Consider the following 23,804-nt stretch of genomic DNA (forward strand, 5'->3'; position numbering starts at 1 on the left):
ATGAACAAACCACCCACGCAGTTACACACCGAAAAGCTCGGGATAACAGTGAGTTGACGTGGGTATCGTGGGTACGATGGGGGAGAAAATGGTGCGGCCGAGAAGACTCGAACTTCCACGGGCTATTAACCCACAGCGACCTCAACGCTGCGCGTCTACCAATTCCGCCACGGCCGCACGCTGAGAGCGGTGTTTATGTCACTGCGGCGACCGTTAATCAAGAGTTTTCATCACCCTTTCACCGCCCGGAAACCACTCCCCCCACAGGGCGGGTCCGTGGCCGCCGGGAAACCATGGCTTTCCTCACGCATCGCTACCGCCGGGCCCATGCCTGCGAGCCCACTTGCCACGCTGACATGCGGCCTGATCATGCTATACTGATGGCCTGAACATCCTGAACATCCTGACCTGCCATGCGTATGAACAGCATGACACGCCGCCAGAACATGTCGCCTGACACCAGCCGGACCATTGATATCATGTCGAAATCACCGCCTACCAACCACAGCTATCCACCCACCCCTGGCGGGCTGCCACCACAGGACGCATCACCGGAGGGACGGGCGCGCTTTACCGAGGCGTGGGCGCTGATCCCGGCCGATGTGATGCGCGACATCGTCACCAGCAACCTGCCACACTGGCAGGCGACACGGGCCTGGGTGCTGGCCCGGCCAATGACCGGCTTTTCCGAGAGTTTCGCGCATTATCTGATGGAGGTTGCCGCTGGTGGCGGCAGCCAGTCGCCGGAACCCGACAGCACCGCCGAAGCGGTCCTGTTCGTGACCGGTGGTGCCATCAGTTTGACCATCGACGGCACCTCATACGAGTTGCGTGAAGGCGGCTATGCCTTTATCCCACCGGGGCGGAGCTGGCAGCTTGTGAACAACGCCGCCGCGCCGGCCGTATTCCACTGGATCCGCAAGCATTATGTCGCCGTCGAGGGTATTGCCATACCGCCGGCCTTTGTGACCAGCGACAGCGAGGTGACCCCGACCCCGATGCCGGATTGCAATGGGGTGTGGGCGACGTCGCGTTTCGTCGATCCGGATGATCTGCGCCACGACATGCACATCAATATTGTAACCTTCCAGCCGGGCGGGCGGATCCCCTTTGCCGAAACGCATGTCATGGAACATGCGCTGTTCGTCCTGCAGGGGACAGCAAGCTATCTGCTGAATACCGACTGGGTGGAGGTTGGCCCCGGCGACATGATGTGGCTTCGCGCCTTCTGCCCGCAGGCCTGTATCGCCAAGGGAGACGAGCCGTTCCGCTATCTCCTCTACAAGGACGTCAACCGGCATATGCCGCTCAGCCCGGGCGGGTTGATGCGCGCCAGATGACCGCATCCGACAGCGTCAAAACCCGAACCGCCACACCGCATTTTCGGACCCTTGACGGTCTGGCGCCCTATGCCGACACGGTGGCCGCCATGCAGGCCCATGCCGCCGCCATCCGGGCCGGCACAGCCGACGAGGCGGTATGGCTTGTCGAACATGCACCGGTGCTGACAGGTGGCACCTCGGCGGTCCAGGACGATCTTGTCAATCCAGGGGACATCGCCGTTCACATGACAGGCCGCGGCGGTCAATGGACCTATCACGGCCCCGGACAGCGTGTCGCCTATGTGATGCTCGACCTGCAGCGCCGCACCCCGGACGTGCGTGCCTACGTCCATGCGCTGGAAGAGTGGATTATCACCGCACTGGCGACGTTTGGCATTGCCGGCAAACGACGTGACGGATTGCCGGGAATCTGGGTGGATTCGCCAATGGTGGCGGGCAGGTTGGATAAAATCGCCGCCATCGGCGTGCGGATCAGCCGATGGGTCACATGGCACGGGGTGGCAATCAATTTGGACCCCGATCTGACGGCTTTCGAATCGATTGTTCCCTGCGGGGTCCGTGACGGCGGTGTGACCTCATTCCAACAGCTGCAGGTTGACGCCGATATGGCAGACCTCGATGCGGCGCTGTGCCGATGCTTTGGCACCGTGTTTCGGCCAGTGGCGGATTAGTCCGTCACATCATCCAGATATCCAAGAAGCGAGTCCACCGCCCGGTTGGCGTCTCGCCATGCCCATTCATCGGCATCCGCCTCGCCCATCAAGCCGTCGGTCGGCCCCTCATGATGCAGAATGGCATTGCGCCGACCGCGAAGCCATCCAAGCGCCGCCTTGTTGCCGGCATAGGCAAAATCAATCCCGTCAATCAAACCCGCCGGGCCGGCCTCTTCATGTGCCACAACATCGACAAGCGTTGCCGCCAGTACGGTGACACTCAGCGGCATGTTGGCCGCTGCGGCACGGCGCAGCTCTGCAAGCAGCCGGCCGGCATGCGGACCCAGCGCGCCGTCGTCATATCTGGACAGCCCTGTCTGCAGCGATGCGGCCAGCATTATCGTCCCCCGGCCCGTAACAGCTGAAGAAAGCGACCCGCCTGATCAAGCTCGTCCCGGATCCCGGCGCGTCGATCCTCGGCTTCCCAGTCGCTTCCCCATCGTTCGGCCTGCCACAGCTCGTCGAGAAAGGCTGTTTCAAACAATTGTGCCGCATCCATTTCCCTGCGCAGCATGGCAAGTCCCAGCACCAGCGAGCCGCCAAGCGTTGTCGCCCGATACAGCATGCCGATTTCCCAGTCATCATGCGCGGCGACAGCCCGGCCAAGCGCGGCAAGGCTTGCCGGTGACTGGCTCACCGGCATCACGCCGGCTGCCACCACCAGCTCCGCCCCCAGCGCGGTACGCGCCCATTCGATCCAGGGTGTCCAGTCCCGGATCTGCCGTGCGCCAAGATCGGGATCATCGGCATCGTGATAGCACAGCAGGTCATTGCCCCCATAGGCCGTCAACTCGTCGACAATGGTGGCACGTTGCGGTGTCACCCGATCCAGAACGGTAACGGCAAGGCTGAACAGCGGCATGCTGCCGGCGTCAATCTCGTCACCCTGCCCGTCCCATTCGGCCGCCACCGCATCGGCAAGGTCGCGCGTTGGCAGCATTGCGCTGACACCGGCGGGGGACTTGACCACCCTGCCATCAAGCCTGACGACAAGGCCGTCATCTTCATCCGTGACCGTGACCGATTTGTAAAAGCGTTTTCTTGCAGACATGGACAGGCTCTCCGGGACAGGTTCAGGCAAACTGCCAGTCGGCAGGTGGCATCGCAAGCCCAAGCGAGTCAATCGTCGCCAGAAAATGCGCCGGCAGCGGCGCTTCGATCTGCCGGCCATCGGGAAGCCGCAGCCGCCAGGCATGCAGATGGAGCTTGCGGGACATCACACCGCCGGGCCTGGCGGCCGCCCCATCACGTCGCAAACCGCCATATTTCTGGTCGCCGATGATCGGATGACCGGAATGCGCCATATGGACACGAAGCTGGTGCGTACGGCCGGTATGGGGACGAAGCGCCACCAGCGAACACCCGTCTCCGGCACGATCAATCAGCCGCATCTCGCTATCCGCAGCCTGCCCGTCCGGATCGACCGTCATGGTCTCGAACCCGGCATGTCCGCGCTTCGCCAGCGGGTCGGTGATCCGCAACCCGTCCGGGGCCGCGCCCGCGACCAGCGCAAGATAGGTCTTTTCCATATCGCGGTCGGCAAAGGACGCGGTCAGACGCCGCGCCGCCGCCCGGTTGCGGGCCAACAGCAGCAGGCCGGAGGTGTCCTTGTCGATCCGGTGGACAAGACGCATCCTGTCCGCAGCCTCGCCTGCAAGCGCCTGCAACATACCGTCAACATGACGGGTGGTTCCCGACCCGCCCTGAACGGCAAGCCCGGACGGTTTGTTGATGGCGATCCAGTCATCACCTTCATCAACAATCATCTCGGCAAAGCTGGCCCGAAGCTGTGGGGTGGCGACAGGTGAGGCCGTGACCGGACGCGCCGGCGCCTGATCACGAAGATGCGGCGGCAACCGCAATATCTGGCCGGCTTCCAGTCTGGCCGCCGGCTTTGCCTTGCCACCATCCAGCCGGATCAGGCCGGAGCGCAGCATCTTTTCAACAGGGCCTTGCGTCAGGCCGGGAACAGTCTGCCGCAGGAACCTGTCAAGGCGGCTTCCCGCCTCGGAGTCCGGCACCTCGACAAGCCACCAGTCCGGCGATGCAGAGGAGGTATCTTCCGTCATCCCGGCATCCTCGCAAACAGGCTTTCTACCGCGGCCTGTATCGCAAAGAATGCAATCAGCGACAGAACGACCGACAGACCAACATAAAGCGCAGCGGCCATCTGGCCCTGTCGCGCCACCAGCGTTCCGGCATCAAGCGCGAAGCTTGAGAATGTTGTCAGCGCCCCAAGAAAGCCGACGGCAATAAATCCCCGCCAGATCTCGGGCAGCGCCATACCGCCGGCAACGGCACCGGCCAGCCCGCCCATGATGGCGCAGCCCGCGACATTCACCGCAATCGTCGCAAACGGACCCGGAACACCGGCAAACCCGGCACCAACAGCCAATGAAACGGCATAGCGTGTCATCGCGCCAAGCGCGCCGCCGGCGGCCACAGCGGCAAACATGCCAAGGCTCATGCCCCCTCTCCCGTCTTTTCCGCCCGCAACCGGTCCCAATAGGCCAGCCTCCTGGCGATTTCACGTTCATAGCCACGTTCCACCGGCGCATAGAAACGCTGCCGCGCCATCTCGTCCGGAAACCCGTTCTGGCCGGCGAATCCGTCCGGGTCGTCATGATCATAGGCATAGCCGCTGCCATAGCCGATATCCTTCATCAACGATGTCGGTGCGTTCAGGATATGTGACGGCGGCATCAGCGATCCGGTGTCTCCGGCCGCCTTTGCCGCTTTTTTCATCGCGACATAGGCAGCGTTCGATTTCGGTGCCGTTGCCAGATAGATCACCAGATTGGCGATCGCCAGCTCGCCCTCCGGGCTGCCAAGCCTTTCAAAGGCCTGCCAGGCGGCAAGCGCGCGCGGCAGTGCCTCAGGCTCGGCAAGGCCGATATCCTCGGATGCAAACCGGGTTAGGCGTCGACATATGTAATGCGGGTCTTCCCCGCCGGCAAACATCCGGGCAAGCCAGTACAGCGCCGCATCGGCATCCGATCCCCGCAGGGTTTTATGAAGCGCCGACATCAGATTGTAATGCTGGTCCCCGGCACGGTCGAAGGCCGGCGCACGGGACGACACCAACGCGGCAAGACCGTCGGGGTCGAGATGGCCGTCGACCCGCGCCGCGACAAGCGAGGACACCATGTTCAGAAAATACCGCCCATCCCCATCCGCCATCGCGCGAAGCGCCGCGCGCGCCTCGGCATCAAGCGGCAGATCGGCCCCAAGATGGGTCTCGACGCGGTGCAGAAGGGCGTCGAGCGCGGCGGCGGACAGCCGTTCAACCACCATCACCTGCGCGCGCGACAGCAACGCGCCATTCAACGCGAAAGACGGGTTTTCCGTTGTCGCGCCGACCAGTGTCACCGTACCGTCCTCGACGCGCGGCAACAGCCCGTCCTGCTGCGCCTTGTTGAAGCGATGCACCTCGTCGACAAACAGCAATGTCCTCTGGCCGGTCATCTGCCGCTCGGCTGCGCGGGCAAAGACCTTGCGAAGATCGGCAACGCCATCGAACACAGCCGACACCGGCTCGAAGGCCATCCCGACTTCGCTCGCCAGCAGCCGCGCAATGGTCGTCTTGCCGGTGCCGGGCGGCCCCCAGAAGATGATCGAGGCCAGCTCACCCCCGTCAAGCATCCGGCGCAACCGCCCCGCAGGGCCAAGCAGCGCGTCCTGTCCCACCACCTCATCGAGGGTTTTGGGACGCAACAATTCTGCAAGCGGGGGCGCCGTCCTGCCATCTCCGGCAGGGCTGTCAAATTCAAGCTGGGTCATGGCGCCATTCTGGCGTGAGTTCAGGTGGTTCGGCAAAGAAAAAAGGGCCGCCGAAGGCAGCCCTTTTTGAAACATCGAGAGGCAACGCCGATCAGGCTGCGGTTTCCTCGGTCATATCCTCGTCGGCAACCTGTACAGGGCCGGAATCCAGACCACGGGCATCCTCGTCACGATCGACAAGTTCAATCACCGCCATCGGCGCGGAATCGCCATAGCGGAACCCGGCCTTGAGAACCCGAGTGTAGCCGCCATTACGCTCCTGATAGCGCGGGCCGAGAACCTCGAACAGCTTGCGTGTCATCGCATCGTCGCGAAGCCGCGCATGTGCGAGGCGACGGGCGTGAAGATCGCCGCGCTTGCCAAGCGTGATCAGACGCTCAACCACTGGGCGAAGCTCCTTCGCCTTTGGCAGTGTCGTGACAATCTGCTCATGCTTGATCAGCGCCTGAGCCATGTTCCGGAACATCATCTGACGATGCTGCGATGTCCGGTTGAGCTTACGTCCTGAATAACGGTGACGCATATTAAAGTCTCCCTTGTGCCGGTTGGCGTCCGCCCTGCCGGCTTGCAAAAATTCCTGTGCGGGCCCTAGAAAGGCTCATCCAGACGGCGAGCCAGTTCCTCGACATTTTCCGGCGGCCACGTCGGAATATCCATGCCAAGCTCCAGGTTCATGCCCTTCAGCACTTCCTTGATCTCGTTCAGCGACTTGCGTCCGAAATTCGGAGTGCGAAGCATTTCATACTCGGTCTTCAGCACCAGATCGCCGATATATACGATGTTGTCGTTCTTCAGGCAGTTGGCCGAACGAACCGACAGCTCAAGCTCGTCAACCTTGCGAAGCAGGTTGCGGCTGAACGGCAGATCCTCGCCGTCTTCCTCGCTCGGCTGTTCCTTCGGCTCTTCGAAATTGATGAAGGTCTGAAGCTGTTCCTGAAGGATCCGCGCGGCATAGGCAACGGCGTCTTCAGGGGTGATCGATCCATCTGTCTCGACAGTCAGAAGCAGCTTGTCATAGTCGGTGATCTGACCGACACGCGCATTATCGACCTTGTAGGCCACCTGACGGACAGGGCTGTAGATGGCATCGATCGGAATCAGCCCGATTGGCGAATCCTCGGCGCGCATATTGCCGGCCGGCACATAACCCTTGCCGGTGGTCACAGTCAGTTCCATCGCCAGGCTGGCGCCCTTGTCGAGCTGGCACAGCACATGGTCGGGGTTCATGATCTCGACACCGGCGGTTTCGGAAATCATACCGGCGGTCACGGTTGCCGGACCCTCGGCGGCAAGGCGAAGACGCTTTGCCCCTTCCTCATCCACCCGAACGGAAACACCCTTCAGGTTCAGCACCAGATCGGTCACATCCTCGCGAACACCGGGAATCGACGAAAATTCATGAACAACGCCCTGAATCTGTACCGCCGAAATGGCCGACCCCTGAAGCGACGACAGCAAGACGCGACGCAGCGCGTTGCCGATGGTCACACCAAAGCCACGCTCAAACGGACCAACCTCGATCACGGCCTGACTCGGGTTGTATTCGGACTGCTTGATCTCCAGCTCGTCGGGCTTTTTCAGATCCAGCCAGTTCTTTTCAATCATCTTGGTGTTCCTTTATGCGAAACGGTATTCACAAGGGTTCCACGTTGCCGAAATGGCAGACGCGCATGACGCAGGTCGACGGCGGCCGCGATTAGACGCGCCGACGCTTGCGCGGGCGGCACCCGTTGTGCGGGATCGGGGTCACATCGCGGATCGAGGTTACGTTGAACCCGACAGCCTGCAGTGCCCGCAATGCTGATTCACGGCCCGACCCGGGTCCGCGCACCTGCACGTCCAGCGATTTCATCCCATGTTCGGCTGCCTTCTTGCCAGCATCTTCAGCTGCCATCTGGGCGGCGAACGGCGTTGATTTCCGCGACCCCTTGAACCCCATGCCGCCGGCAGATGCCCAGGCAATGGTGTTGCCCTGCACATCGGTGATGGTGATCATGGTGTTGTTGAAGGTCGAATTCACATGCGCCACGCCGCTGGTGATGTTCTTGCGCTCGCGGCGACGGACCCGGCCCTGACTCGGTTGTTTTGCCATCTATTGTCTCCTCAAAGAACCGGGTTATTTCTTCTTGCCGGCAATCGGCTTCGCCGGGCCCTTGCGGGTGCGGGCGTTGGTATGCGTACGCTGGCCACGAACCGGCAGATTGCGGCGATGCCGCAGACCGCGCAGACACCCAAGGTCAAGGTAACGCTTGATATCCATCGATGTCTTGCGGCGAAGGTCGCCCTCGACAAGATAGTCGGCATCAATGATATCACGCAGCTTTGTCAGCTCTTCTTCCGACAAATCCGCCACGCGGCGTTCATCCGGAACACCGGCGCGCGAGCAGATGCCCTTGGCGCTGGTCCGGCCAATACCGTGAATGTAGGTCAGTGCGATTTCCACCCGCTTCTTGGTGGGAATATTTACACCAGCAATTCGTGCCACTGTCTGGCTCCTCTCGAAAACGGCGCTGCCCGTCGGCACGCCTGTCATATTACGACCGTTTCAGAGCACCGCCCTGGGGGCGGACCCGCACACCTGTGATTGTCTCGAAGGCGGCGAATTATAGGCTTTTGCCCCTTGCAGTCAACCTCAACGCGTCTTGTTCACCCCAATATGGTGTCAATCGCCTGACCGACTTCATCGATCGAGGCCATTCCATCAACCGTCCGCATCAAACCCTTTTCGGCATAATAGGGAAGAAGCGGCGCAGTATTCTCATGATAGACAGCCAGACGCTTGCGAAGCGTCTCGGCATTGTCATCGGCGCGCGAGCCACCGGTTTCGGCAGCGCGCGTCTCGATCCGCGCGAACAGCGCGTCTTCATCAACCTTGATCTCGATCACATGGTCGAGCGTCAGCCCCAGATCGGCAAACATCGATGTCAGACCGTCCGCCTGCGCCACGGTGCGCGGGAACCCATCGAGGATCACGCCGTTGGCGCAATCCGGATTCTGCATCCGCTCGCCGATCATGCCGAGGATGATGTCATCCGACACCAGATCGCCACGATCCATGATCTCCTTGGCGCGAAGGCCAAGGTCCGTTCCCGCATCGATCGCCGCGCGAAGCATGTCGCCGGTCGAAAGCTGGACCATGCCGCGATCATCGACCAGGCGCTTGGCCTGTGTCCCCTTGCCGGCGCCGGGGGCCCCAAACAGAATGATGTTCATCGGCCCCGCCCCTTCAGCTTCGACTTCTTCACCAGCCCTTCATATTGATGGGCCAGAAGATGCGACTGAACCTGACCGACGGTATCCAGGGTCACTGTCACGACGATGAGAAGCGACGTGCCGCCGAAATAGAACGGCACCGAATACTGACTGATCAGGATTTCGGGAAGCAGACAGACAATCGAAAGATAGGCAGCACCCAGAACGGTCAGGCGCGTCAGCACGCTGTCGAGATAATCTGCCGTGGTCTTGCCGGGGCGAATGCCCGGAATATAGCCACCATAGCGGCGCAGATTGTCAGCCGTATCCTGGGGATTGAACACGATCGCCGTATAGAAGAAGGCGAAGAACACGATCAACCCGATATAGATACCAAGATAGAGCGGCTGGCCGCGACCAAGCAGGGCGTTCAGTGTGACAAGCCATTCGGCGCCACCTTCCTGACCACCCGTCAGATTGATGATCGACACCGGCATCAACAGAAGCGATGAGGCGAAAATCGGCGGAATGACGCCCGGCACATTGATCTTCAACGGCAGGAATGACTGATCCCCGCCAAAGACCTTGTTGCCATGCTGACGTTTTGGATATTGCACGACGATCTTGCGAACCGAGCGTTCGATGAAGACGATGAACGCAATCACCGCGATTGCCATCGCGAACAGCACGACGATCAGGATCGCCGACAGCGCGCCTGTACGGCCAAGCTCCAGCGTGCCTGCAAGTGCGGACGGCACCTCGGCAATAATGCCGGAAAAGATGATCAGCGAGATCCCGTTGCCGACACCGCGGCTGGTGATCTGTTCGCCAAGCCACATCAGGAACAGCGTGCCGCCAACCAGCGTTGTCACCGTTGTGACCCGGAAGAACAGCCCCGGATCACCGACAACACCGGATGAAGCTTCCAGACCAACGGCGATGCCATAGCCCTGAACCGTGGCCAGCAACACCGTCAGATAACGGGTATATTGGTTGATCTGCTTGCGGCCAGCCTCGCCATCCTTCTTCAACTGCTCAAGCGTCGGCACGATGGCCGTCATCAGCTGCATGATGATCGAGGCGGTGATGTAGGGCATGATGTTCAGCGCAAAGATCGTCATCCGCCCCAGCGCGCCGCCGGAGAACATGTCGAACATGCCAAGGATGCCGGAGGATTGCTGCGAGAAGATATCCGAAAGCGCGTCAGGATTGATGCCCGGCAATGGCAGATAGGTACCAAGCCGATAGATGATGAGCGCGCCAAGCGTAAACCAGATACGCTTTTTCAGCTCTTCGGCCTTGGCAAATGCCCCAAGCCCGACGCCGGCTGCCATACGATCTGCAGATGTTGCCATCGCTGCGCTCTACCCTGCTGAGTTGCTCTGATGCCCTAGGCGTTGTCTGCGGCGCTGTCGGCCACGGCGACTGGAAGCACAATCTTGCCCCCACCGGCCTCGACCGCCGCAATCGCGGCCTTCGACGCACCAGCGGCGTGGATTTCCAGCTTCTTTGTGGTCAATTCGCCCTTGCCGAGGATCCTTACACCGTCGCGTGCCTTGGAAATCACGCCGGCACCAACCAGCGCGGCCACATCGACCGGCTTCTTGGCATCCAGCTTGCCAGCGTCAATCGCGCTCTGCAGCCGGCCAAGATTCACCTCGACATAATTCTTGCGGAAGATATTGGTGAAGCCACGCTTCGGCAGACGCCGGTGGATTGGCATCTGGCCGCCTTCAAAGCCCTTGATGGACACGCCAGAGCGCGCCTTCTGGCCCTTGTGACCGCTGCCAGCCGTCTTGCCTGTGCCGGAACCGATACCACGGCCGACACGCTTGCGATCGCGGGTCGAACCCGGATTGTCACTGATTGCGTTGAGTTTCATCGTACTCTCCTGCGCGATGCCTCACAGGCACCGGATTGCCCATAGGGGCTTATTCGCCCTCGACACGGACGAGATGTTTCACCTTGTTGATCATGCCGCGAACAGACGGCGTATCTTCCAGCTCGCTGGTGCGGCCGATCTTGTTCAGACCAAGCCCGATCAGTGTCTGGCGCTGTGAACCAAGACGGCCAATGGCACTTTTGGTCTGCGTCACACGTACTGTTTTGCCACTCATCTCACCTCTCCCTGTCAGGATGCCACGGCCTGGTCGTCGCCAGCCCGCTTGCCGAGGATATCGCCAACACGCTTGCCACGCTTTTGCGCGACATTGCGCGGTGCCTGCATGTGACCAAGCGCCGAGAAGGTAGCCTTGATCATATTGTGCGGATTGGACGAGCCAATCGACTTGGCAACAACGTCCTGCACGCCGAGAACCTCGAATACCGCGCGCATGGGACCACCGGCAATGATGCCGGTACCAGCCTGCGCGGCCCGCAGCAGGACATTGCCGGCGCCATAGCGGCCCTTGATGTCGTGATGCAGTGTACGGCCATCGCGAAGTGGGACGCGAACCATGTTGCGTCTGGCGCTTTCGGTGGCCTTGCGGATCGCCTCGGGAACCTCACGGGCTTTGCCGGTGCCGAAACCGGCGCGGCCACGGCCATCACCGACAACAACCAGCGCGGCGAAACCGAACCTGCGGCCACCCTTGACGACCTTTGCGACGCGGTTGATCCCAACCAGCTTTTCGATCAGTTCAGGCTCCTCGCGCGAATTGCTGCGATCCTGCCTGTCGTTATTGCGTGCCATCAGTCACTGCTCCCTAGAATTTCAGGCCGGCTTCACGCGCTGCCTCGGCAAGCGCCTTTACGCGTCCATGATAGATAAAGCCGCCCCGGTCAAAGACGACGGACTCGACGCCCTTTGCCTTGGCACGTTCAGCGACAAGCTTGCCGACAGCCGCAGCGGCCGTGCTGTTGCTTGTGCTGCCGGCACCCTTGAGATCAGCCTCGAGAGTCGAAGCCGACGCCAGGGTCTGACCAAGCTTGTCGTCGATGATCTGTGCATAGATATGCTTCGACGAACGGTGAACGGATAACCGGACCTGGCCCGAAGAAACGCGCTTCAGGGCGGTGCGGTTGCGCGCCCGGCGGCGCTCGAAAAGTTGCCTTGATGAAAACATCCCGGTGCCCCTACTTCTTCTTGCCTTCTTTGCGGACGATATATTCGTCGGCATATTTGACGCCCTTGCCCTTGAACGGCTCAGGCGGGCGCTTTGCGCGAACCTCTGCGGCGAACTGGCCAAGACGCTGCTTGTCGGCACCGCTGATCATGATGTTGGTGTTGTTTTCAACATTCACGGTCAGGCCGGCAGGCACGTCCATCTCGACCGGATGGCTGTACCCAAGCGACAATACCAGCTTGTTACCCTGCATCGCGGCACGGTAACCAACACCGTTGATTTCCAGCTTGCGCGTAAAGCCAGCCGAAACACCGACGACCATATTGCTCAGGTTGGCGCGCATGGTTCCCCACAGCGCCTTTGCCTGACGGGTATCGCGTGCCGGCTTCAGCGTTGCCACATTGTCGGCCAGCGACAATTGGACATCGTCATGAAGCGGCGCGCTCAGCTCGCCATTCTTGCCCTTCACGACCATGACCCCGCCATCTTGTGACACAGTCACATCGGCTGGAATGGTGATCGCACTACTACCTACTCGAGACATGCCAGCACTCCCCTTAGAATACGTGGCAGAGAACCTCGCCGCCGACATTGGCGGTACGAGCTTCACTGTCCGAAAGAACACCGCGCGGCGTCGACAGAATGGCGATGCCAAGTCCGTTATAGACACGCGGAAGGTCACGGATGCCGTAATAGACACGGCGGCCAGGACGCGAGACACGCTTGATCTCGGAAATCACCGGCGTGCCGTCATGATATTTCAGCTCGATCTTCAGCTCCCGGATACCGGGACGCACATCGACGCTGGAATAGTTGCGGATATAGCCCTCGCGCTTGAGAACTTCGAGGACATTGCTCCGGAACCGCGAGGCCGGGCTCGACACAACGGTCTTGCCTGCGCTCTGTCCGTTCCGGATGCGCGTCAGCATATCACCGAGAGGATCACTCATTGCCATGATTCAATACTCCTCTCTTACCAGCTCGACTTCACGACACCGGGAACCTGGCCCATCGAGGCAAGGTCACGGAGCGCGATGCGCGACATTCTGAGTTTGCGGTCATACCCGCGCGGACGACCGGAGATTTCACACCGGTTGCGAAGACGGATCTTCGAGCTGTCACGCGGCTCCTGGGACAGTTTCATCACTGCCTGGAAACGCTCTTCCATTGGCAGCGACTTGTCACGGATCGTTGCCCGCAGTTCCGCGCGGCGCGCGCCGCGCAGGGCGACGATACGCTTGCGACGATTGTTCTTTTCTACAGCGCTCTTCTTAGCCATCTGTCGGGTCCTTACGCTTTGACGAACGGGAATTCGAAATTCACGAGCAACTCGCGAGCCTCATCATCCGTCCGTGCCGAGGTTACGACGATGATGTCCATACCGCGGACCTCATCAACCTGGTCATAATCAATCTCCGGGAACACGATCTGTTCGCGCACGCCCATGGCATAGTTGCCGCGACCGTCGAAGCTCTTGCCGTTCAGCCCGCGAAAGTCGCGGACGCGCGGCAGCGCAATATTCACCAGGCGATCAAGAAATTCGTACATGCGCTCGCGCCGCAGCGTCACCTTGCAGCCAATCGGCATGCCGGCACGCAGCTTGAAAGCCGCATTCGCACGCTTTGCGCGGGTCACAACGGGCTTCTGGCCGGTGATGGCGGTCAGGTCGCGTGTCGCATGCTCGATCTTCTTCGAGTCACGCACAGCCTCACCAACACCCATGTTGATGATGACCTTTTCGATCTTCGGCACCTGCATATTGTTCTTGTAGCCGAATTTCTCCATCAGAGCCGGGCGAACAGCCGTCAGATAATGTTCTTCTAAACGCGTTTTCATCTCAGCTTTGTCTCCTTACCCCGGGCTAGTCCAGGGCTTTCCCAGACCGACGGGCGATCCGGATCTTCTTGCCATCCTTGATTTCGTACCCGACGCGCGTGGCCTTGCCACTGTCAGGGTCGATCAGGGATACATTCGAAATGTGAAGCGGGGCTTCCTTGTTGACGATGCCGCCGGGGTTGGTCTGCGTCGCGCGGGTGTGCCGCTTGACGATGTTGCACCCCTGGACCAGAACACGGTTCTCGGACCGGCGAACCTCGATCACTTCCCCACGGCGGCCCTTGTCACGGCCGGTGGTGACGACAACCTCGTCACCCTTCTTGATCTTGAACTTCTCAGCCATTACAGCACCTCCGGTGCCAGCGAAACGATCTTCATGAACTTCCGGCCACGCAGCTCGCGCGTTACCGGCCCGAAAATACGCGTTCCAATCGGCTCGTCCTGCTTGTTCAGCAGTACCGCAGCATTGCGGTCGAACCGGATGGCGCTGCCGTCGGGGCGGCGGATTTCCTTGGCGGTGCGAACGATGACGGCACGATGTACATCACCCTTCTTCACCTTGCCGCGCGGGATGGCTTCCTTGACCGACACCACGATCACGTCGCCCACACCGGCGACCTTGCGGCCTGAACCGCCAAGCACCTTAATGCACTGCACGCGGCGGGCGCCCGAATTGTCGGCAACCTCAAGATTGGACTGCATCTGGATCATATCGATCTCCCTCAGTTCGCGGCGGCGTCTTCGTAGATGACTTCGTAGTTTTTCGACTTCGAAATCGGCGCACATTCACGGATACGTACAGTGTCACCCTGCTTGCAACGGTTCTCGGCATCATGGGCCGCGAACTTCTTGGACTTGGTGATGAACTTTTTATAGACCGGGTGCATGATCCTGCGCTCGACAAGAACGGTTACCGTCTTGTCGGTCTTGTCGCTGACGACCGTGCCCTGCATGATACGCTTTGGCATAACTAGTCTTCCTTACTGTGCCGCACCAGCCGCTTTGGCCTTTTCGCCAAGTACGGTCATGATACGCGCAATTTCACGGCGGACGGCACGCCCACGCGCCGGGTTCTCATTCTGACCACCGGCTGTCTGGAAGCGCAGGTTGAACTGCTCTTTCTTCAGATCAACCAGCTGATCCTTCAGCTCATCGGCTGTCTTGGCGCGAAGGTCTTCGGCCTTAACGGTTGCCATCAGACTCTCCCTTAATCAGTGTCGCCGAGACGGCGGACAATGCGGGTGTCGAGCGGAAGCTTTGCCGACGCAAGAGTGAGCGCCTCCTTGGCAAGTTCCCACGGAACACCGTCGATTTCGAACATGATCCGGCCCGGCTTGACCCTGGCCACCCAGAATTCAGGCGAACCCTTACCCTTACCCATCCGGACTTCGGCAGGCTTGGAGGATACAGGCACATCCGGGAAGATACGGATCCACACACGACCGGCACGACGCAGGTGACGCGTGATGGCACGACGCGCAGCCTCGATCTGGCGCGCGGTCACCCGCTCCGGCGTTACGGCCTTCAGGCCATAAGCGCCAAAATTCAGCTGCGTTCCACCCTTGGCATTGCCATGGATACGGCCCTTATGGGCCTTCCGGAACTTGGTTCTCTTCGGCGAGAGCATCTAACCAACTCCTCTTGATTAACCGTTGGCCCGTGGTGCTGGACCGGATTGCTGCTCGGCAAGCCGCTTGTCCTGCGCCATCGGATCATGGGCCATGACTTCACCTTTGAAGACCCAAACCTTGATTCCACACACCCCGTAGGTGGTGAAAGCCGAACCCTCGCCGTAATCAACTTCGGCGCGGAGCGTATGAAGCGGCACGCGGCCTTCGCGATACCATTCGGTCCGTGCGATCTCGGCACCGCCAAGACGGCCGGCACAATTGATCCGCACGCCAAGGGCGCCAAGACGCATTGCCGACTGCACGGCGCGCTTCATCGCGCGGCGGAAACCAACCCGGCGCTCCAGCTGCTGGGCGATGTTCTCGGCAATCAGCTTGGCGTCAATCTCGGGCTTGCGAACCTCGACAATGTTCAGGCTGACCTCGCTGCCAACACGCTTCGACAGCTCGGCACGCAGACGCTCGATGTCCTGGCCCTTCTTGCCGATGATCAGGCCGGGACGGCCGGCATGGATAGTGACGCGGGCACGGCCTGCGGGACGCTCGATCACAACGCGGCTGATAGCGGCCTGCTTGAGGCGCTCCATCAGATAGCTGCGCAGCTCAATGTCCTTGTGCAGCAGCTCACCATAGTTGCGGTCGGCGAACCAACGCGAGTCCCAGGTACGGTTGATACCAACCCGAAGGCCGATAGGTTTGACTTTCTGACCCATCTACTGGTCTCCCTTTTCACCGACGACGATGGTCAGGTGCGAAAACGGCTTCAGGATGCGCGCGCCACGACCGCGGGCACGGGCCTTGAAACGCTTCATCACAATCGCCTTGCCTACATGGGCTTCCTTGACGAACAGCCGGTCAACATCCAGCGAGTGGTTGTTTTCGGCATTGGCGATGGCGGACTGCAGCGCCTTTTTCACATCGCCGGCGATCCGGCGGCGCGAAAATGACAGAGTTGCCAGTGCCTTTTCGACATCCATGCCACGGATCATCGCGGCAACGAGGTTCAGCTTCTGCGGGCTGACGCGGATGTTGCGAACAACCGACTTCGCCTCGCTGTCTGCCAAAGCTCTTGGTTTAGCTTGCTTACCCATGAAACCCTCTAACGCCTCGATTTCTTGTCCGCCGCATGACCGTAATAGGTACGGGTCGGGGCGAATTCACCGAACTTGTGGCCAACCATATCTTCGCTGACCGACACCGGGATGAATTTGTTGCCATTGTGGACACCAAAGGTCAGCCCAACGAATTGCGGCAGGATGGTCGACCGGCGCGACCAGGTCTTGATGACCTCGCTGCGGCCGGATTCGCGGACCTTGTCTGCCTTCTTCAGCAGATACCCGTCAACGAACGGACCTTTCCAAACAGAACGTGCCATGATTTCAGTCCCTTATGGCTTGCGGCGCCGCATGATCAGGCGGTCCGTCTTCTTGTTGGAACGAGTGCGCTTGCCCTTGGTCGGCTTGCCCCATGGGGTCACCGGATGGCGACCACCGGATGTCCGGCCCTCACCACCACCATGCGGGTGGTCGATCGGGTTCATGACAACACCACGAACATGCGGACGCTTTCCAAGCCAGCGGCTGCGACCGGCCTTGCCGATCTTGATATTCTGCTGATCCGGGTTCGACACCGCGCCGATAGACGCCATGCACTCACCGCGCACCAGACGAACCTCGCCGGAGGCCAGACGCAGAATGGCATAGCCACGGTCACGACCGACCAGCTGGACATAGGTGCCGGCGGAGCGGGCCAGCTGACCACCCTTGCCGGGCTTCAGCTCGACATTGTGGACCAGTGTGCCAACCGGAATGTTTGCCAGCGGCAGCGCGTTGCCAGGCTTGATATCGGAACCGACACCGGACATGACCTTGTCACCGACGGCCAGACGTTGCGGCGCGATGATGTAGCTCTGCTCGCCATCTTCATAGGTGATCAGCGCAATAAAGGCGGTCCGGTTCGGATCATATTCAAGACGCTCGACAGTTGCCGGAATGCCGGACTTGGTGCGCTTGAAATCAATGATGCGATAGCGGCGCTTGTGTCCACCACCACGATGCCAGGCTGTCACATGGCCGGAATTGTTCCGGCCGCCCGACTTTGTCAGACCCTCGGTCAGCTTCTTGACCGGCTTGCCCTTGTACAGGTCGCCCTTGTCGACCAGTACGAGGTTGCGCTGGCCCGGCGTGGTCGGGTTGAACTTCTTCAATGCCATCGATTTACACTCCCATCAGGTCGATGGTCTGGCCCTCGGCGAGGGTGACCATGGCCTTCTTGGTATCCGAGCGGCGACCCGGACGCCCCTTCCACATCTTCGACTTGCCCTTGAGAAGGATCGTGTTCACGGCAGTTACCTGAACGTCAAACAGCATCTCAACCGCAGCCTTGATCTCGGGCTTGGAGGCCGACACCGGCACAGCAAAGGTCACCTGGCCATTCTCGTTTGCCATGGTTGCCTTTTCCGTGATGATCGGGCGCAGGATGGTGTCGTAGGCAGCTGCCTTGCTCATCACCACCTTGGACGGCTTGCGCGGACGCACACTCATTTCAGACGCTCCTCAAGATGGGCCGCGGCGTCCTTGGACAGGACAAGCACATCGCGGCGCAGGATGTCATACACATTGATCCCCTGTTGCGGCAGGACATCAACGAACGGAAGATTGCTGGCCGCCTTGACGAAATTGCCGTCAAGCTCGGCCCCGCCGACAAACAGCGCATTCTCGGCGCCAAGCTTTGTCAGCTTTGCCTTCAGCGTTGCTGTCTTGGCACCGTTCTTGCCGCCGGAGGCCAGTTCGTCGACAACGATGATCTTGCCCTCGGCCGCCTTTGCAGACAGCGCCGACTTCAGACCAAGCTGGCGAACCTTCTTCGGCAGCGAATGCCCATGCTCGCGGACAACCGGGCCATGAACCACCCCACCACCACGGAACTGCACAACCGATGCCGCACCATGACGCGCACGACCTGTGCCCTTCTGGCGGTACATCTTGGCGGTCGTCCGGGTGATTTCACCGCGGCTCTTGACCTTGTGAGTGCCGGCGCGGCGCTTGGCAAGCTGCCAGTTGACGACGCGGGCGACGATATCGGCACGCGGGTTGATCCCGAACACCTCGTCAGCCAGCGTGATGTCACCCGCTGCCTTGCTGTCCAGCGTTGTCACCTTAACTTTCATCGTTCTTACCCTCATCCGCAGCGGCATCATCAGCCGGTGCTTCCGCCTCAGCCTCAGCCTCAGACACGGCCTCATCGGCAACTGTCTCATCGGCGGCTGCTTCTTCTGCCGGGGCCTCATCGCCCGCCGGTGCCGCAGCTGCAGCATCGGACACCAGACCGGCCGGGAACGGCACGCCTTCCGGAAGCGCCACTTTCACAGCATCGCTGATCAGCACCCAGCCGCCCTTTGGACCGGGAACGGCACCCTGAAGCAGGACCACGCCCTCTTCATCGTCAACAGCAACAACCTCGATATTCTGTGTGGTGTTGCGTGTCGCACCCATATGGCCGGCCATCTTCTTGCCCTTGAACACCTTGCCGGGTTCCTGACACTGGCCGGTTGAACCATGCGAGCGGTGCGAAATCGACACACCGTGCGACGCACGAAGACCGCCAAAATTGTGACGCTTCATGGCGCCGGCAAAGCCCTTACCCTGGGTGGTACCAACGACATCGACCTTCTGGCCGGCGACAAAGTGGCTTGGCGCCAGCGTGGCACCAACCTCGATGACGGCATCCTCGGCAACCCGGAATTCGGCAACCTTCGACTTCGGCAGAACATTGGCCTTGGCAAAGTGACCGCGCATCGCCTTCGATACATTCTTGGCCTTGGCCGCACCCGCGCCAAGCTGCACGGCCGAATAGCCGTCGCGCTCGCCGGTACGAACCGAAACAACCTGGACATCGTCCATCTTCAAAACCGTTACCGGAACGTGACGACCGGCTTCGTTGAAGACCCGTGTCATGCCCAGCTTGCGGGCAATAACTCCGCTACGCATTGGCCCTGCCCCTTCCTACAGCTTGATCTCGACATCAACGCCGGCGGCGAGATCGAGCTTCATCAGCGCGTCCACCGTCTGCGGAGTCGGATCAACGATATCCAGCAGACGCTTGTGCGTCCGCATTTCGAACTGTTCCCGGCTTTTCTTGTCGATGTGCGGCGAACGCAGCACCGTCATGCGCCGGATGTTGGTCGGCAGCGGGATGGGGCCCCGGACTTCTGCACCGGTACGCTTGGCCGTGTTGACGATCTCGTTCGTCGACTGGTCGAGGATACGATGATCGAACGCCTTCAGCCGGATACGGATGTTCTGGGTTTCCATGACTGCTTTCCCTTATAAACTGCAATAAAGAGGGGCGCCGAACGCCCCTCTCCATATAACCCTGCCTACTTTACGATTGAGGCGACGACGCCTGCACCGACGGTACGACCGCCTTCACGGATGGCGAAGCGAAGACCTTCATCCATCGCGATCGGCGCGATCAGCGTGACCGTCATCGCGATATTGTCGCCAGGCATCACCATCTCGGTGCCCGACGGCAGCTCGACCGAACCGGTCACATCCGTCGTCCGGAAGTAGAATTGCGGGCGATAGTTCGAGAAGAACGGCGTATGACGACCACCCTCTTCCTTCGTCAGAACATAGGCCTCGCACTTGAACTCGGTATGCGGCGTGATCGAACCCGGTGCCGACAGAACCTGGCCGCGCTCGACATCCTCACGCTTCGTGCCGCGAAGCAGAACACCGACATTGTCGCCGGCCTCGCCCTGGTCCAGAAGCTTGCGGAACATCTCAACACCCGTGCAGGTCGTCTTCGTGGTGTCCTTCAGACCCACAATCTCGATCTCTTCACCAACATTCACAATGCCGCGCTCGATACGACCCGTCACAACCGTGCCACGACCCGAAATCGAGAACACATCCTCGATCGGCATCAGGAACGGCTGGTCCTTCGGACGCTCGGGCTGCGGAATGTAATCGTCAACTGCCGCCATCAGCTCGCGGATCGCATCCGCACCAATCGCCGCATCACCATCCTCAAGAGCCGCCAGCGCAGACCCCTTCACAATCGGAATGTCGTCGCCGGGAAACTCATAGCTCGACAGCAGCTCGCGGATCTCCATCTCCACAAGCTCCAGAAGCTCCTCATCGTCAACCTGGTCGACCTTGTTCATGAATACGCACAGCGCCGGAACACCAACCTGGCGCGCCAGAAGAATATGCTCGCGGGTCTGCGGCATCGGGCCGTCAGCCGCCGACACAACCAGAATCGCGCCATCCATCTGCGCCGCACCCGTGATCATGTTCTTCACATAATCGGCGTGACCGGGACAATCCACATGCGCATAGTGACGGTTCTCCGTCTCATACTCGACATGGGCCGTCGAAATCGTGATCCCGCGGGCACGCTCCTCAGGTGCCTTGTCAATCTGATCATAGGCCTGAAACTCAGCGCCGCCTGCCTCAGCCATAACCTTCGTAATCGCCGCCGTCAGCGTCGTCTTGCCATGGTCAACATGGCCAATCGTGCCAATGTTCACATGAGGCTTGGAACGATCAAACTTCTCCTTGGACATCCTTACGGTCTCCTGTCTGTCTATCTAACGTGTTCAGGCCATCTTGGCGCGGACTTCATCAGCCACGGCCTGCGGAACCTGTTCATAATGGTCAAACTGCATCGAATACTGGGCACGGCCCTGGCTCATCGAGCGCAGTGTGTTGATGTAACCAAACATGTTGGCAAGCGGCACCATCGCGTCGATGGCGCGGGCGTTACCACGCTGGTCCATACCCCCGACATTGCCACGGCGGCTGTTCAGGTCGCCGATGATGTCACCCATATATTCCTCAGGTGTCAGCACCTCGACCTTCATCACCGGCTCAAGAAGCTTCGGTGACGCCTTCTGCATGGCCTCGCGGAATGCAGCACGGGCCGCAATTTCGAACGCGAGAACCGACGAGTCAACATCATGGCTGGCGCCGTCGACCAGCTCGACCTCGAAGTCGATGACCGGGAAGCCTGCAATGCTGCCGGTGTCCTTGGCCTGCTCCAGACCCTTTTCAACGCCTGGCACATATTCACGAGGTACCGAACCACCGACGACCGAGTTGGTGAAGTTGTATCCACCTTCAGCAAGCGGCCGGAAGATCAGCTTCACGCGCGCGAACTGGCCGGAACCACCGGACTGCTTCTTGTGAGTGTAATCGATTTCGGCTTCGCGGGTGATGGTCTCGCGATAGGCAACCTGCGGTGCGCCGATATTGGCCTCGACCTTGAATTCACGCTTCAGGCGGTCGACAAGAATGTCGAGGTGGAGTTCACCCATGCCGCGCATGATTGTCTGGCCGGACTCCGGATCAGAGCTGACCTGGAAGGACGGATCCTCCGCAGCAAGACGCTGCAGACCTGTCGACATCTTTTCCTGGTCATTCTTCGACTTCGGCTCAATCGCAATTTCGATAACCGGATCGGGGAAGGTCATTGTTTCGAGAACAACCGGCTTTGCAACATCACACATGGTGTCACCGGTCGTTGTTTCCTTCATCCCGGCAAGCGCCACGATATCGCCGGCGAATGCCTCTTCGATCTCTTCACGGTTGTTCGAATGCATCATCATCATCCGGCCAACGCGCTCTTTCTTGCCCTTGGTCGAGTTCAGGATGCTGTCGCCCTTCTTCAGGCTGCCGGAATAGATCCGCAGGAAGGTCAGCGACCCCACAAACGGATCGTTCATGATCTTGAAGGCCAGACCGGACAGCGGATCCGCATCATCGGCCTTACGCTCGATGTTACGGGTTTCTGTCGCGTCGCCCGGTGCAAAGCCGGTATAGGCAGGCACGTCAAGCGGGCCGGGCAGATAGTCGATCACCGCGTTCAGAAGCGGCTGCACGCCCTTGTTTTTGAACGCCGAGCCACACAGAACAGGCACAAACGACATGTTCAGGGTGCCAAGACGGATAAGCCGGCGAAGGGTTGCTTCATCCGGCTCCTCGCCCTCAAGGAAGGCTTCCATCGCAACATCGTCCTGCTCGACGGCAAGTTCGATCAGCGTGGCGCGCATGTCGGCAGCCTTGTCGGCAAGCTCGGCGCGGATATCCTGAACGGTCCAGCTTGCGCCAAGATCCTCGGAATTCCAGACCCATTCCTTCATCTCGATCAGATCGACAATGCCGGCAAACTCATTCTCGGCACCGATCGGCATCTGGATCGGGGCCGGAACGGCTCCGGTGCGATCGCGGATCATGTCAACGCAGTTGAAGAAGTCGGCGCCGATCTTGTCCATCTTGTTGACAAAGACAACGCGCGGCACGGAATACCGGTCGGCCTGGCGCCATACGGTCTCAGTCTGCGGCTCGACACCGGCATTGGCATCAAGAACGCAAACCGCGCCGTCAAGAACAGCCAGCGAACGCTCGACCTCGATTGTGAAGTCGACGTGGCCAGGCGTGTCGATGATGTTGAAGCGGAATTTCGCAGCTTCTGAATCGGTACCGAATTCACCGGTCGGCGTGTCGCCGTCATTTGTCCGGAACCAGAAACAGGTCGTCGCAGCAGAGGTGATGGTGATACCACGCTCCTGCTCCTGCTCCATCCAGTCCATGGTGGCATTGCCGTCATGCACTTCGCCGATCTTGTGCGACCGGCCGGTGTAATAGAGAATCCGCTCGGTGGCGGTCGTCTTGCCGGCATCGATATGGGCCATGATGCCGAAATTACGGTAACGATCTAGCGTATAGTCTCTTGCCATGTCCTGGATCTCCTGCCGGGTCTTTACCAGCGGTAATGCGAAAAGGCGCGGTTGGCTTCGGCCATCTTGTGCGTGTCTTCACGCTTCTTCACGGCATTGCCACGGTTGTTGGCGGCATCCATCAGTTCCGACGAAAGACGCTCAACCATGGTGGTCTCGCCACGCTTGCGCGAGCTGTCGATCAGCCAGCGAATGGCAAGCGCCTGCGCCCGCTCTGCGCGAACCTCGACGGGAACCTGATAGGTAGCACCACCAACGCGGCGGGACCGGACCTCAAGATGCGGCCGTACGTTTTCCAGCGCATCGTGGAATACCTTCACAGGCTCGCTGCCGGACTTCGACTCGATGCGGTCGAACGCACCATAGACAATGCGCTCGGCGACCGAGCGCTTGCCGTCATACATCAGGCAGGACATGAATTTTGAAACAACCTTGTCCTTGAACTTCGCATCGGGAAGTACGGGACGTTTTTCAGCGCGGTGACGACGTGACATCTCGGCCTCTTG

The 23,804-nt window shown here is 60.3% G+C and carries 37 protein-coding genes and 1 tRNA gene; 2 read left to right on the forward strand and 36 right to left on the reverse strand.

Annotation, left to right across the window (positions count from 1 at the left end):
* Positions 1-89: 89 nt before the first annotated feature.
* A tRNA-Leu gene (locus AB3X55_12650) sits at positions 90-177 on the reverse strand.
* Positions 178-479: 302 nt separating this feature from the next.
* On the opposite strand from AB3X55_12650, the gene AB3X55_12655 reads away from it, so the two are divergent.
* Together AB3X55_12655 and lipB are read left to right on the forward strand one after the other, a co-directional pair.
* A complete protein-coding gene (locus AB3X55_12655) occupies positions 480-1,340 on the forward strand; it encodes a bifunctional allantoicase/(S)-ureidoglycine aminohydrolase (protein MEX0504439.1) in 861 nt (286 codons plus the stop codon).
* Positions 1,337-2,014 carry a lipoyl(octanoyl) transferase LipB gene (gene lipB / locus AB3X55_12660; GenBank protein MEX0504440.1) on the forward strand — a complete coding sequence of 226 codons (678 nt, stop codon included), beginning with the start codon at positions 1,337-1,339 and terminating at the stop codon, positions 2,012-2,014. The genes AB3X55_12655 and lipB overlap by 4 nt, the downstream gene beginning before the upstream one ends.
* Here the strand turns inward: lipB and AB3X55_12665 are convergent.
* The 35 genes from AB3X55_12665 to rpsG form a co-directional block, all read right to left on the reverse strand.
* A complete protein-coding gene (locus AB3X55_12665; GenBank protein MEX0504441.1) occupies positions 2,011-2,394 on the reverse strand; it encodes a hypothetical protein in 384 nt (127 codons plus the stop codon). The genes lipB and AB3X55_12665 overlap by 4 nt on opposite strands.
* Complete coding sequence (locus AB3X55_12670) at positions 2,394-3,107, reverse strand: ATP12 family chaperone protein (GenBank protein ID MEX0504442.1); 714 nt, start codon at positions 3,105-3,107, stop codon at positions 2,394-2,396. The genes AB3X55_12665 and AB3X55_12670 overlap by 1 nt, the downstream gene beginning before the upstream one ends.
* A 22-nt stretch (positions 3,108-3,129) precedes the next feature.
* Complete coding sequence (locus AB3X55_12675; protein MEX0504443.1) at positions 3,130-4,125, reverse strand: RluA family pseudouridine synthase; 996 nt, start codon at positions 4,123-4,125, stop codon at positions 3,130-3,132.
* Positions 4,122-4,523 carry a CrcB family protein gene (locus AB3X55_12680; GenBank protein ID MEX0504444.1) on the reverse strand — a complete coding sequence of 134 codons (402 nt, stop codon included), beginning with the start codon at positions 4,521-4,523 and terminating at the stop codon, positions 4,122-4,124. The genes AB3X55_12675 and AB3X55_12680 overlap by 4 nt, the downstream gene beginning before the upstream one ends.
* Positions 4,520-5,836, reverse strand: a complete 1,317-nt coding sequence (locus tag AB3X55_12685; protein ID MEX0504445.1) for a replication-associated recombination protein A — start codon at positions 5,834-5,836, stop codon at positions 4,520-4,522. Before AB3X55_12685 ends, AB3X55_12680 begins: the two co-directional genes overlap by 4 nt.
* A gap of 91 nt (positions 5,837-5,927) precedes the next feature.
* Entirely contained in the window at positions 5,928-6,359 is a 432-nt protein-coding gene (gene rplQ / locus AB3X55_12690) for a 50S ribosomal protein L17 (protein MEX0504446.1), read from the reverse strand.
* A 65-nt stretch (positions 6,360-6,424) separates the two neighbouring features.
* Positions 6,425-7,441 carry a DNA-directed RNA polymerase subunit alpha gene (locus AB3X55_12695; GenBank protein MEX0504447.1) on the reverse strand — a complete coding sequence of 339 codons (1,017 nt, stop codon included), beginning with the start codon at positions 7,439-7,441 and terminating at the stop codon, positions 6,425-6,427.
* A gap of 91 nt (positions 7,442-7,532) precedes the next feature.
* The gene (gene rpsK, locus AB3X55_12700) at positions 7,533-7,928 is read right to left on the reverse strand and encodes a 30S ribosomal protein S11 (GenBank protein MEX0504448.1); all 396 of its coding nucleotides are present in this window, start codon (positions 7,926-7,928) and stop codon (positions 7,533-7,535) included.
* 24 nt (positions 7,929-7,952) lie between these two features.
* Positions 7,953-8,321, reverse strand: a complete 369-nt coding sequence (rpsM, locus tag AB3X55_12705) for a 30S ribosomal protein S13 (protein ID MEX0504449.1) — start codon at positions 8,319-8,321, stop codon at positions 7,953-7,955.
* 161 nt (positions 8,322-8,482) lie between these two features.
* Complete coding sequence (locus AB3X55_12710; protein ID MEX0504450.1) at positions 8,483-9,049, reverse strand: adenylate kinase; 567 nt, start codon at positions 9,047-9,049, stop codon at positions 8,483-8,485.
* Entirely contained in the window at positions 9,046-10,383 is a 1,338-nt protein-coding gene (gene secY / locus AB3X55_12715; protein MEX0504451.1) for a preprotein translocase subunit SecY, read from the reverse strand. The genes AB3X55_12710 and secY overlap by 4 nt, the downstream gene beginning before the upstream one ends.
* Before the next feature lie 35 nt (positions 10,384-10,418).
* Entirely contained in the window at positions 10,419-10,910 is a 492-nt protein-coding gene (gene rplO / locus AB3X55_12720; GenBank protein MEX0504452.1) for a 50S ribosomal protein L15, read from the reverse strand.
* 49 nt (positions 10,911-10,959) lie between these two features.
* Complete coding sequence (gene rpmD / locus AB3X55_12725) at positions 10,960-11,145, reverse strand: 50S ribosomal protein L30 (GenBank protein MEX0504453.1); 186 nt, start codon at positions 11,143-11,145, stop codon at positions 10,960-10,962.
* A gap of 14 nt (positions 11,146-11,159) precedes the next feature.
* Positions 11,160-11,720, reverse strand: a complete 561-nt coding sequence (rpsE, locus tag AB3X55_12730) for a 30S ribosomal protein S5 (GenBank protein MEX0504454.1) — start codon at positions 11,718-11,720, stop codon at positions 11,160-11,162.
* A gap of 13 nt (positions 11,721-11,733) precedes the next feature.
* Positions 11,734-12,093 (reverse strand): 50S ribosomal protein L18, encoded by a 360-nt coding sequence (gene rplR / locus AB3X55_12735; protein ID MEX0504455.1) that lies wholly within the window; start codon positions 12,091-12,093, stop codon positions 11,734-11,736.
* Between the two features lie 10 nt (positions 12,094-12,103).
* On the reverse strand, positions 12,104-12,637 hold the full coding sequence (rplF, locus tag AB3X55_12740) for a 50S ribosomal protein L6 (GenBank protein MEX0504456.1): 534 nt from the start codon (positions 12,635-12,637) through the stop codon (positions 12,104-12,106).
* A 13-nt stretch (positions 12,638-12,650) separates the two neighbouring features.
* Positions 12,651-13,049, reverse strand: a complete 399-nt coding sequence (gene rpsH, locus AB3X55_12745) for a 30S ribosomal protein S8 (protein MEX0504457.1) — start codon at positions 13,047-13,049, stop codon at positions 12,651-12,653.
* Between the two features lie 17 nt (positions 13,050-13,066).
* Positions 13,067-13,372 carry a 30S ribosomal protein S14 gene (gene rpsN / locus AB3X55_12750; protein MEX0504458.1) on the reverse strand — a complete coding sequence of 102 codons (306 nt, stop codon included), beginning with the start codon at positions 13,370-13,372 and terminating at the stop codon, positions 13,067-13,069.
* A gap of 11 nt (positions 13,373-13,383) precedes the next feature.
* Positions 13,384-13,929 carry a 50S ribosomal protein L5 gene (gene rplE / locus AB3X55_12755; protein ID MEX0504459.1) on the reverse strand — a complete coding sequence of 182 codons (546 nt, stop codon included), beginning with the start codon at positions 13,927-13,929 and terminating at the stop codon, positions 13,384-13,386.
* A gap of 25 nt (positions 13,930-13,954) precedes the next feature.
* Complete coding sequence (gene rplX / locus AB3X55_12760; protein ID MEX0504460.1) at positions 13,955-14,272, reverse strand: 50S ribosomal protein L24; 318 nt, start codon at positions 14,270-14,272, stop codon at positions 13,955-13,957.
* A complete protein-coding gene (gene rplN, locus AB3X55_12765) occupies positions 14,272-14,640 on the reverse strand; it encodes a 50S ribosomal protein L14 (GenBank protein MEX0504461.1) in 369 nt (122 codons plus the stop codon). The genes rplX and rplN overlap by 1 nt, the downstream gene beginning before the upstream one ends.
* Positions 14,641-14,651: 11 nt before the next feature.
* Positions 14,652-14,897 carry a 30S ribosomal protein S17 gene (rpsQ, locus tag AB3X55_12770; GenBank protein MEX0504462.1) on the reverse strand — a complete coding sequence of 82 codons (246 nt, stop codon included), beginning with the start codon at positions 14,895-14,897 and terminating at the stop codon, positions 14,652-14,654.
* A gap of 12 nt (positions 14,898-14,909) precedes the next feature.
* On the reverse strand, positions 14,910-15,125 hold the full coding sequence (rpmC, locus tag AB3X55_12775) for a 50S ribosomal protein L29 (protein ID MEX0504463.1): 216 nt from the start codon (positions 15,123-15,125) through the stop codon (positions 14,910-14,912).
* A gap of 11 nt (positions 15,126-15,136) precedes the next feature.
* On the reverse strand, positions 15,137-15,556 hold the full coding sequence (rplP, locus tag AB3X55_12780; protein MEX0504464.1) for a 50S ribosomal protein L16: 420 nt from the start codon (positions 15,554-15,556) through the stop codon (positions 15,137-15,139).
* A gap of 18 nt (positions 15,557-15,574) precedes the next feature.
* Complete coding sequence (gene rpsC, locus AB3X55_12785) at positions 15,575-16,270, reverse strand: 30S ribosomal protein S3 (protein ID MEX0504465.1); 696 nt, start codon at positions 16,268-16,270, stop codon at positions 15,575-15,577.
* Entirely contained in the window at positions 16,271-16,648 is a 378-nt protein-coding gene (gene rplV / locus AB3X55_12790) for a 50S ribosomal protein L22 (GenBank protein MEX0504466.1), read from the reverse strand.
* 8 nt (positions 16,649-16,656) lie between these two features.
* Positions 16,657-16,932 (reverse strand): 30S ribosomal protein S19, encoded by a 276-nt coding sequence (gene rpsS, locus AB3X55_12795; GenBank protein MEX0504467.1) that lies wholly within the window; start codon positions 16,930-16,932, stop codon positions 16,657-16,659.
* Between the two features lie 12 nt (positions 16,933-16,944).
* Positions 16,945-17,769, reverse strand: a complete 825-nt coding sequence (gene rplB / locus AB3X55_12800) for a 50S ribosomal protein L2 (protein ID MEX0504468.1) — start codon at positions 17,767-17,769, stop codon at positions 16,945-16,947.
* 4 nt (positions 17,770-17,773) lie between these two features.
* Positions 17,774-18,100: a 50S ribosomal protein L23 gene (locus tag AB3X55_12805; GenBank protein MEX0504469.1), complete on the reverse strand. Its 327-nt coding sequence runs from the start codon at positions 18,098-18,100 to the stop codon at positions 17,774-17,776.
* Positions 18,097-18,726, reverse strand: a complete 630-nt coding sequence (gene rplD / locus AB3X55_12810; GenBank protein MEX0504470.1) for a 50S ribosomal protein L4 — start codon at positions 18,724-18,726, stop codon at positions 18,097-18,099. The genes AB3X55_12805 and rplD overlap by 4 nt, the downstream gene beginning before the upstream one ends.
* Positions 18,716-19,546: a 50S ribosomal protein L3 gene (rplC, locus tag AB3X55_12815; GenBank protein ID MEX0504471.1), complete on the reverse strand. Its 831-nt coding sequence runs from the start codon at positions 19,544-19,546 to the stop codon at positions 18,716-18,718. The genes rplD and rplC overlap by 11 nt, the downstream gene beginning before the upstream one ends.
* 15 nt (positions 19,547-19,561) lie before the next feature.
* Entirely contained in the window at positions 19,562-19,870 is a 309-nt protein-coding gene (gene rpsJ, locus AB3X55_12820; protein ID MEX0504472.1) for a 30S ribosomal protein S10, read from the reverse strand.
* Between the two features lie 65 nt (positions 19,871-19,935).
* Positions 19,936-21,126 carry an elongation factor Tu gene (tuf, locus tag AB3X55_12825; protein MEX0504473.1) on the reverse strand — a complete coding sequence of 397 codons (1,191 nt, stop codon included), beginning with the start codon at positions 21,124-21,126 and terminating at the stop codon, positions 19,936-19,938.
* Between the two features lie 33 nt (positions 21,127-21,159).
* Positions 21,160-23,298: an elongation factor G gene (gene fusA, locus AB3X55_12830; protein ID MEX0504474.1), complete on the reverse strand. Its 2,139-nt coding sequence runs from the start codon at positions 23,296-23,298 to the stop codon at positions 21,160-21,162.
* 23 nt (positions 23,299-23,321) lie between these two features.
* Entirely contained in the window at positions 23,322-23,792 is a 471-nt protein-coding gene (gene rpsG, locus AB3X55_12835) for a 30S ribosomal protein S7 (GenBank protein MEX0504475.1), read from the reverse strand.
* Positions 23,793-23,804: the final 12 nt, after the last annotated feature.

Source organism: Alphaproteobacteria bacterium LSUCC0719, assembly GCA_040839025.1.
Lineage (GTDB): Bacteria > Pseudomonadota > Alphaproteobacteria > Puniceispirillales > Puniceispirillaceae > UBA8309.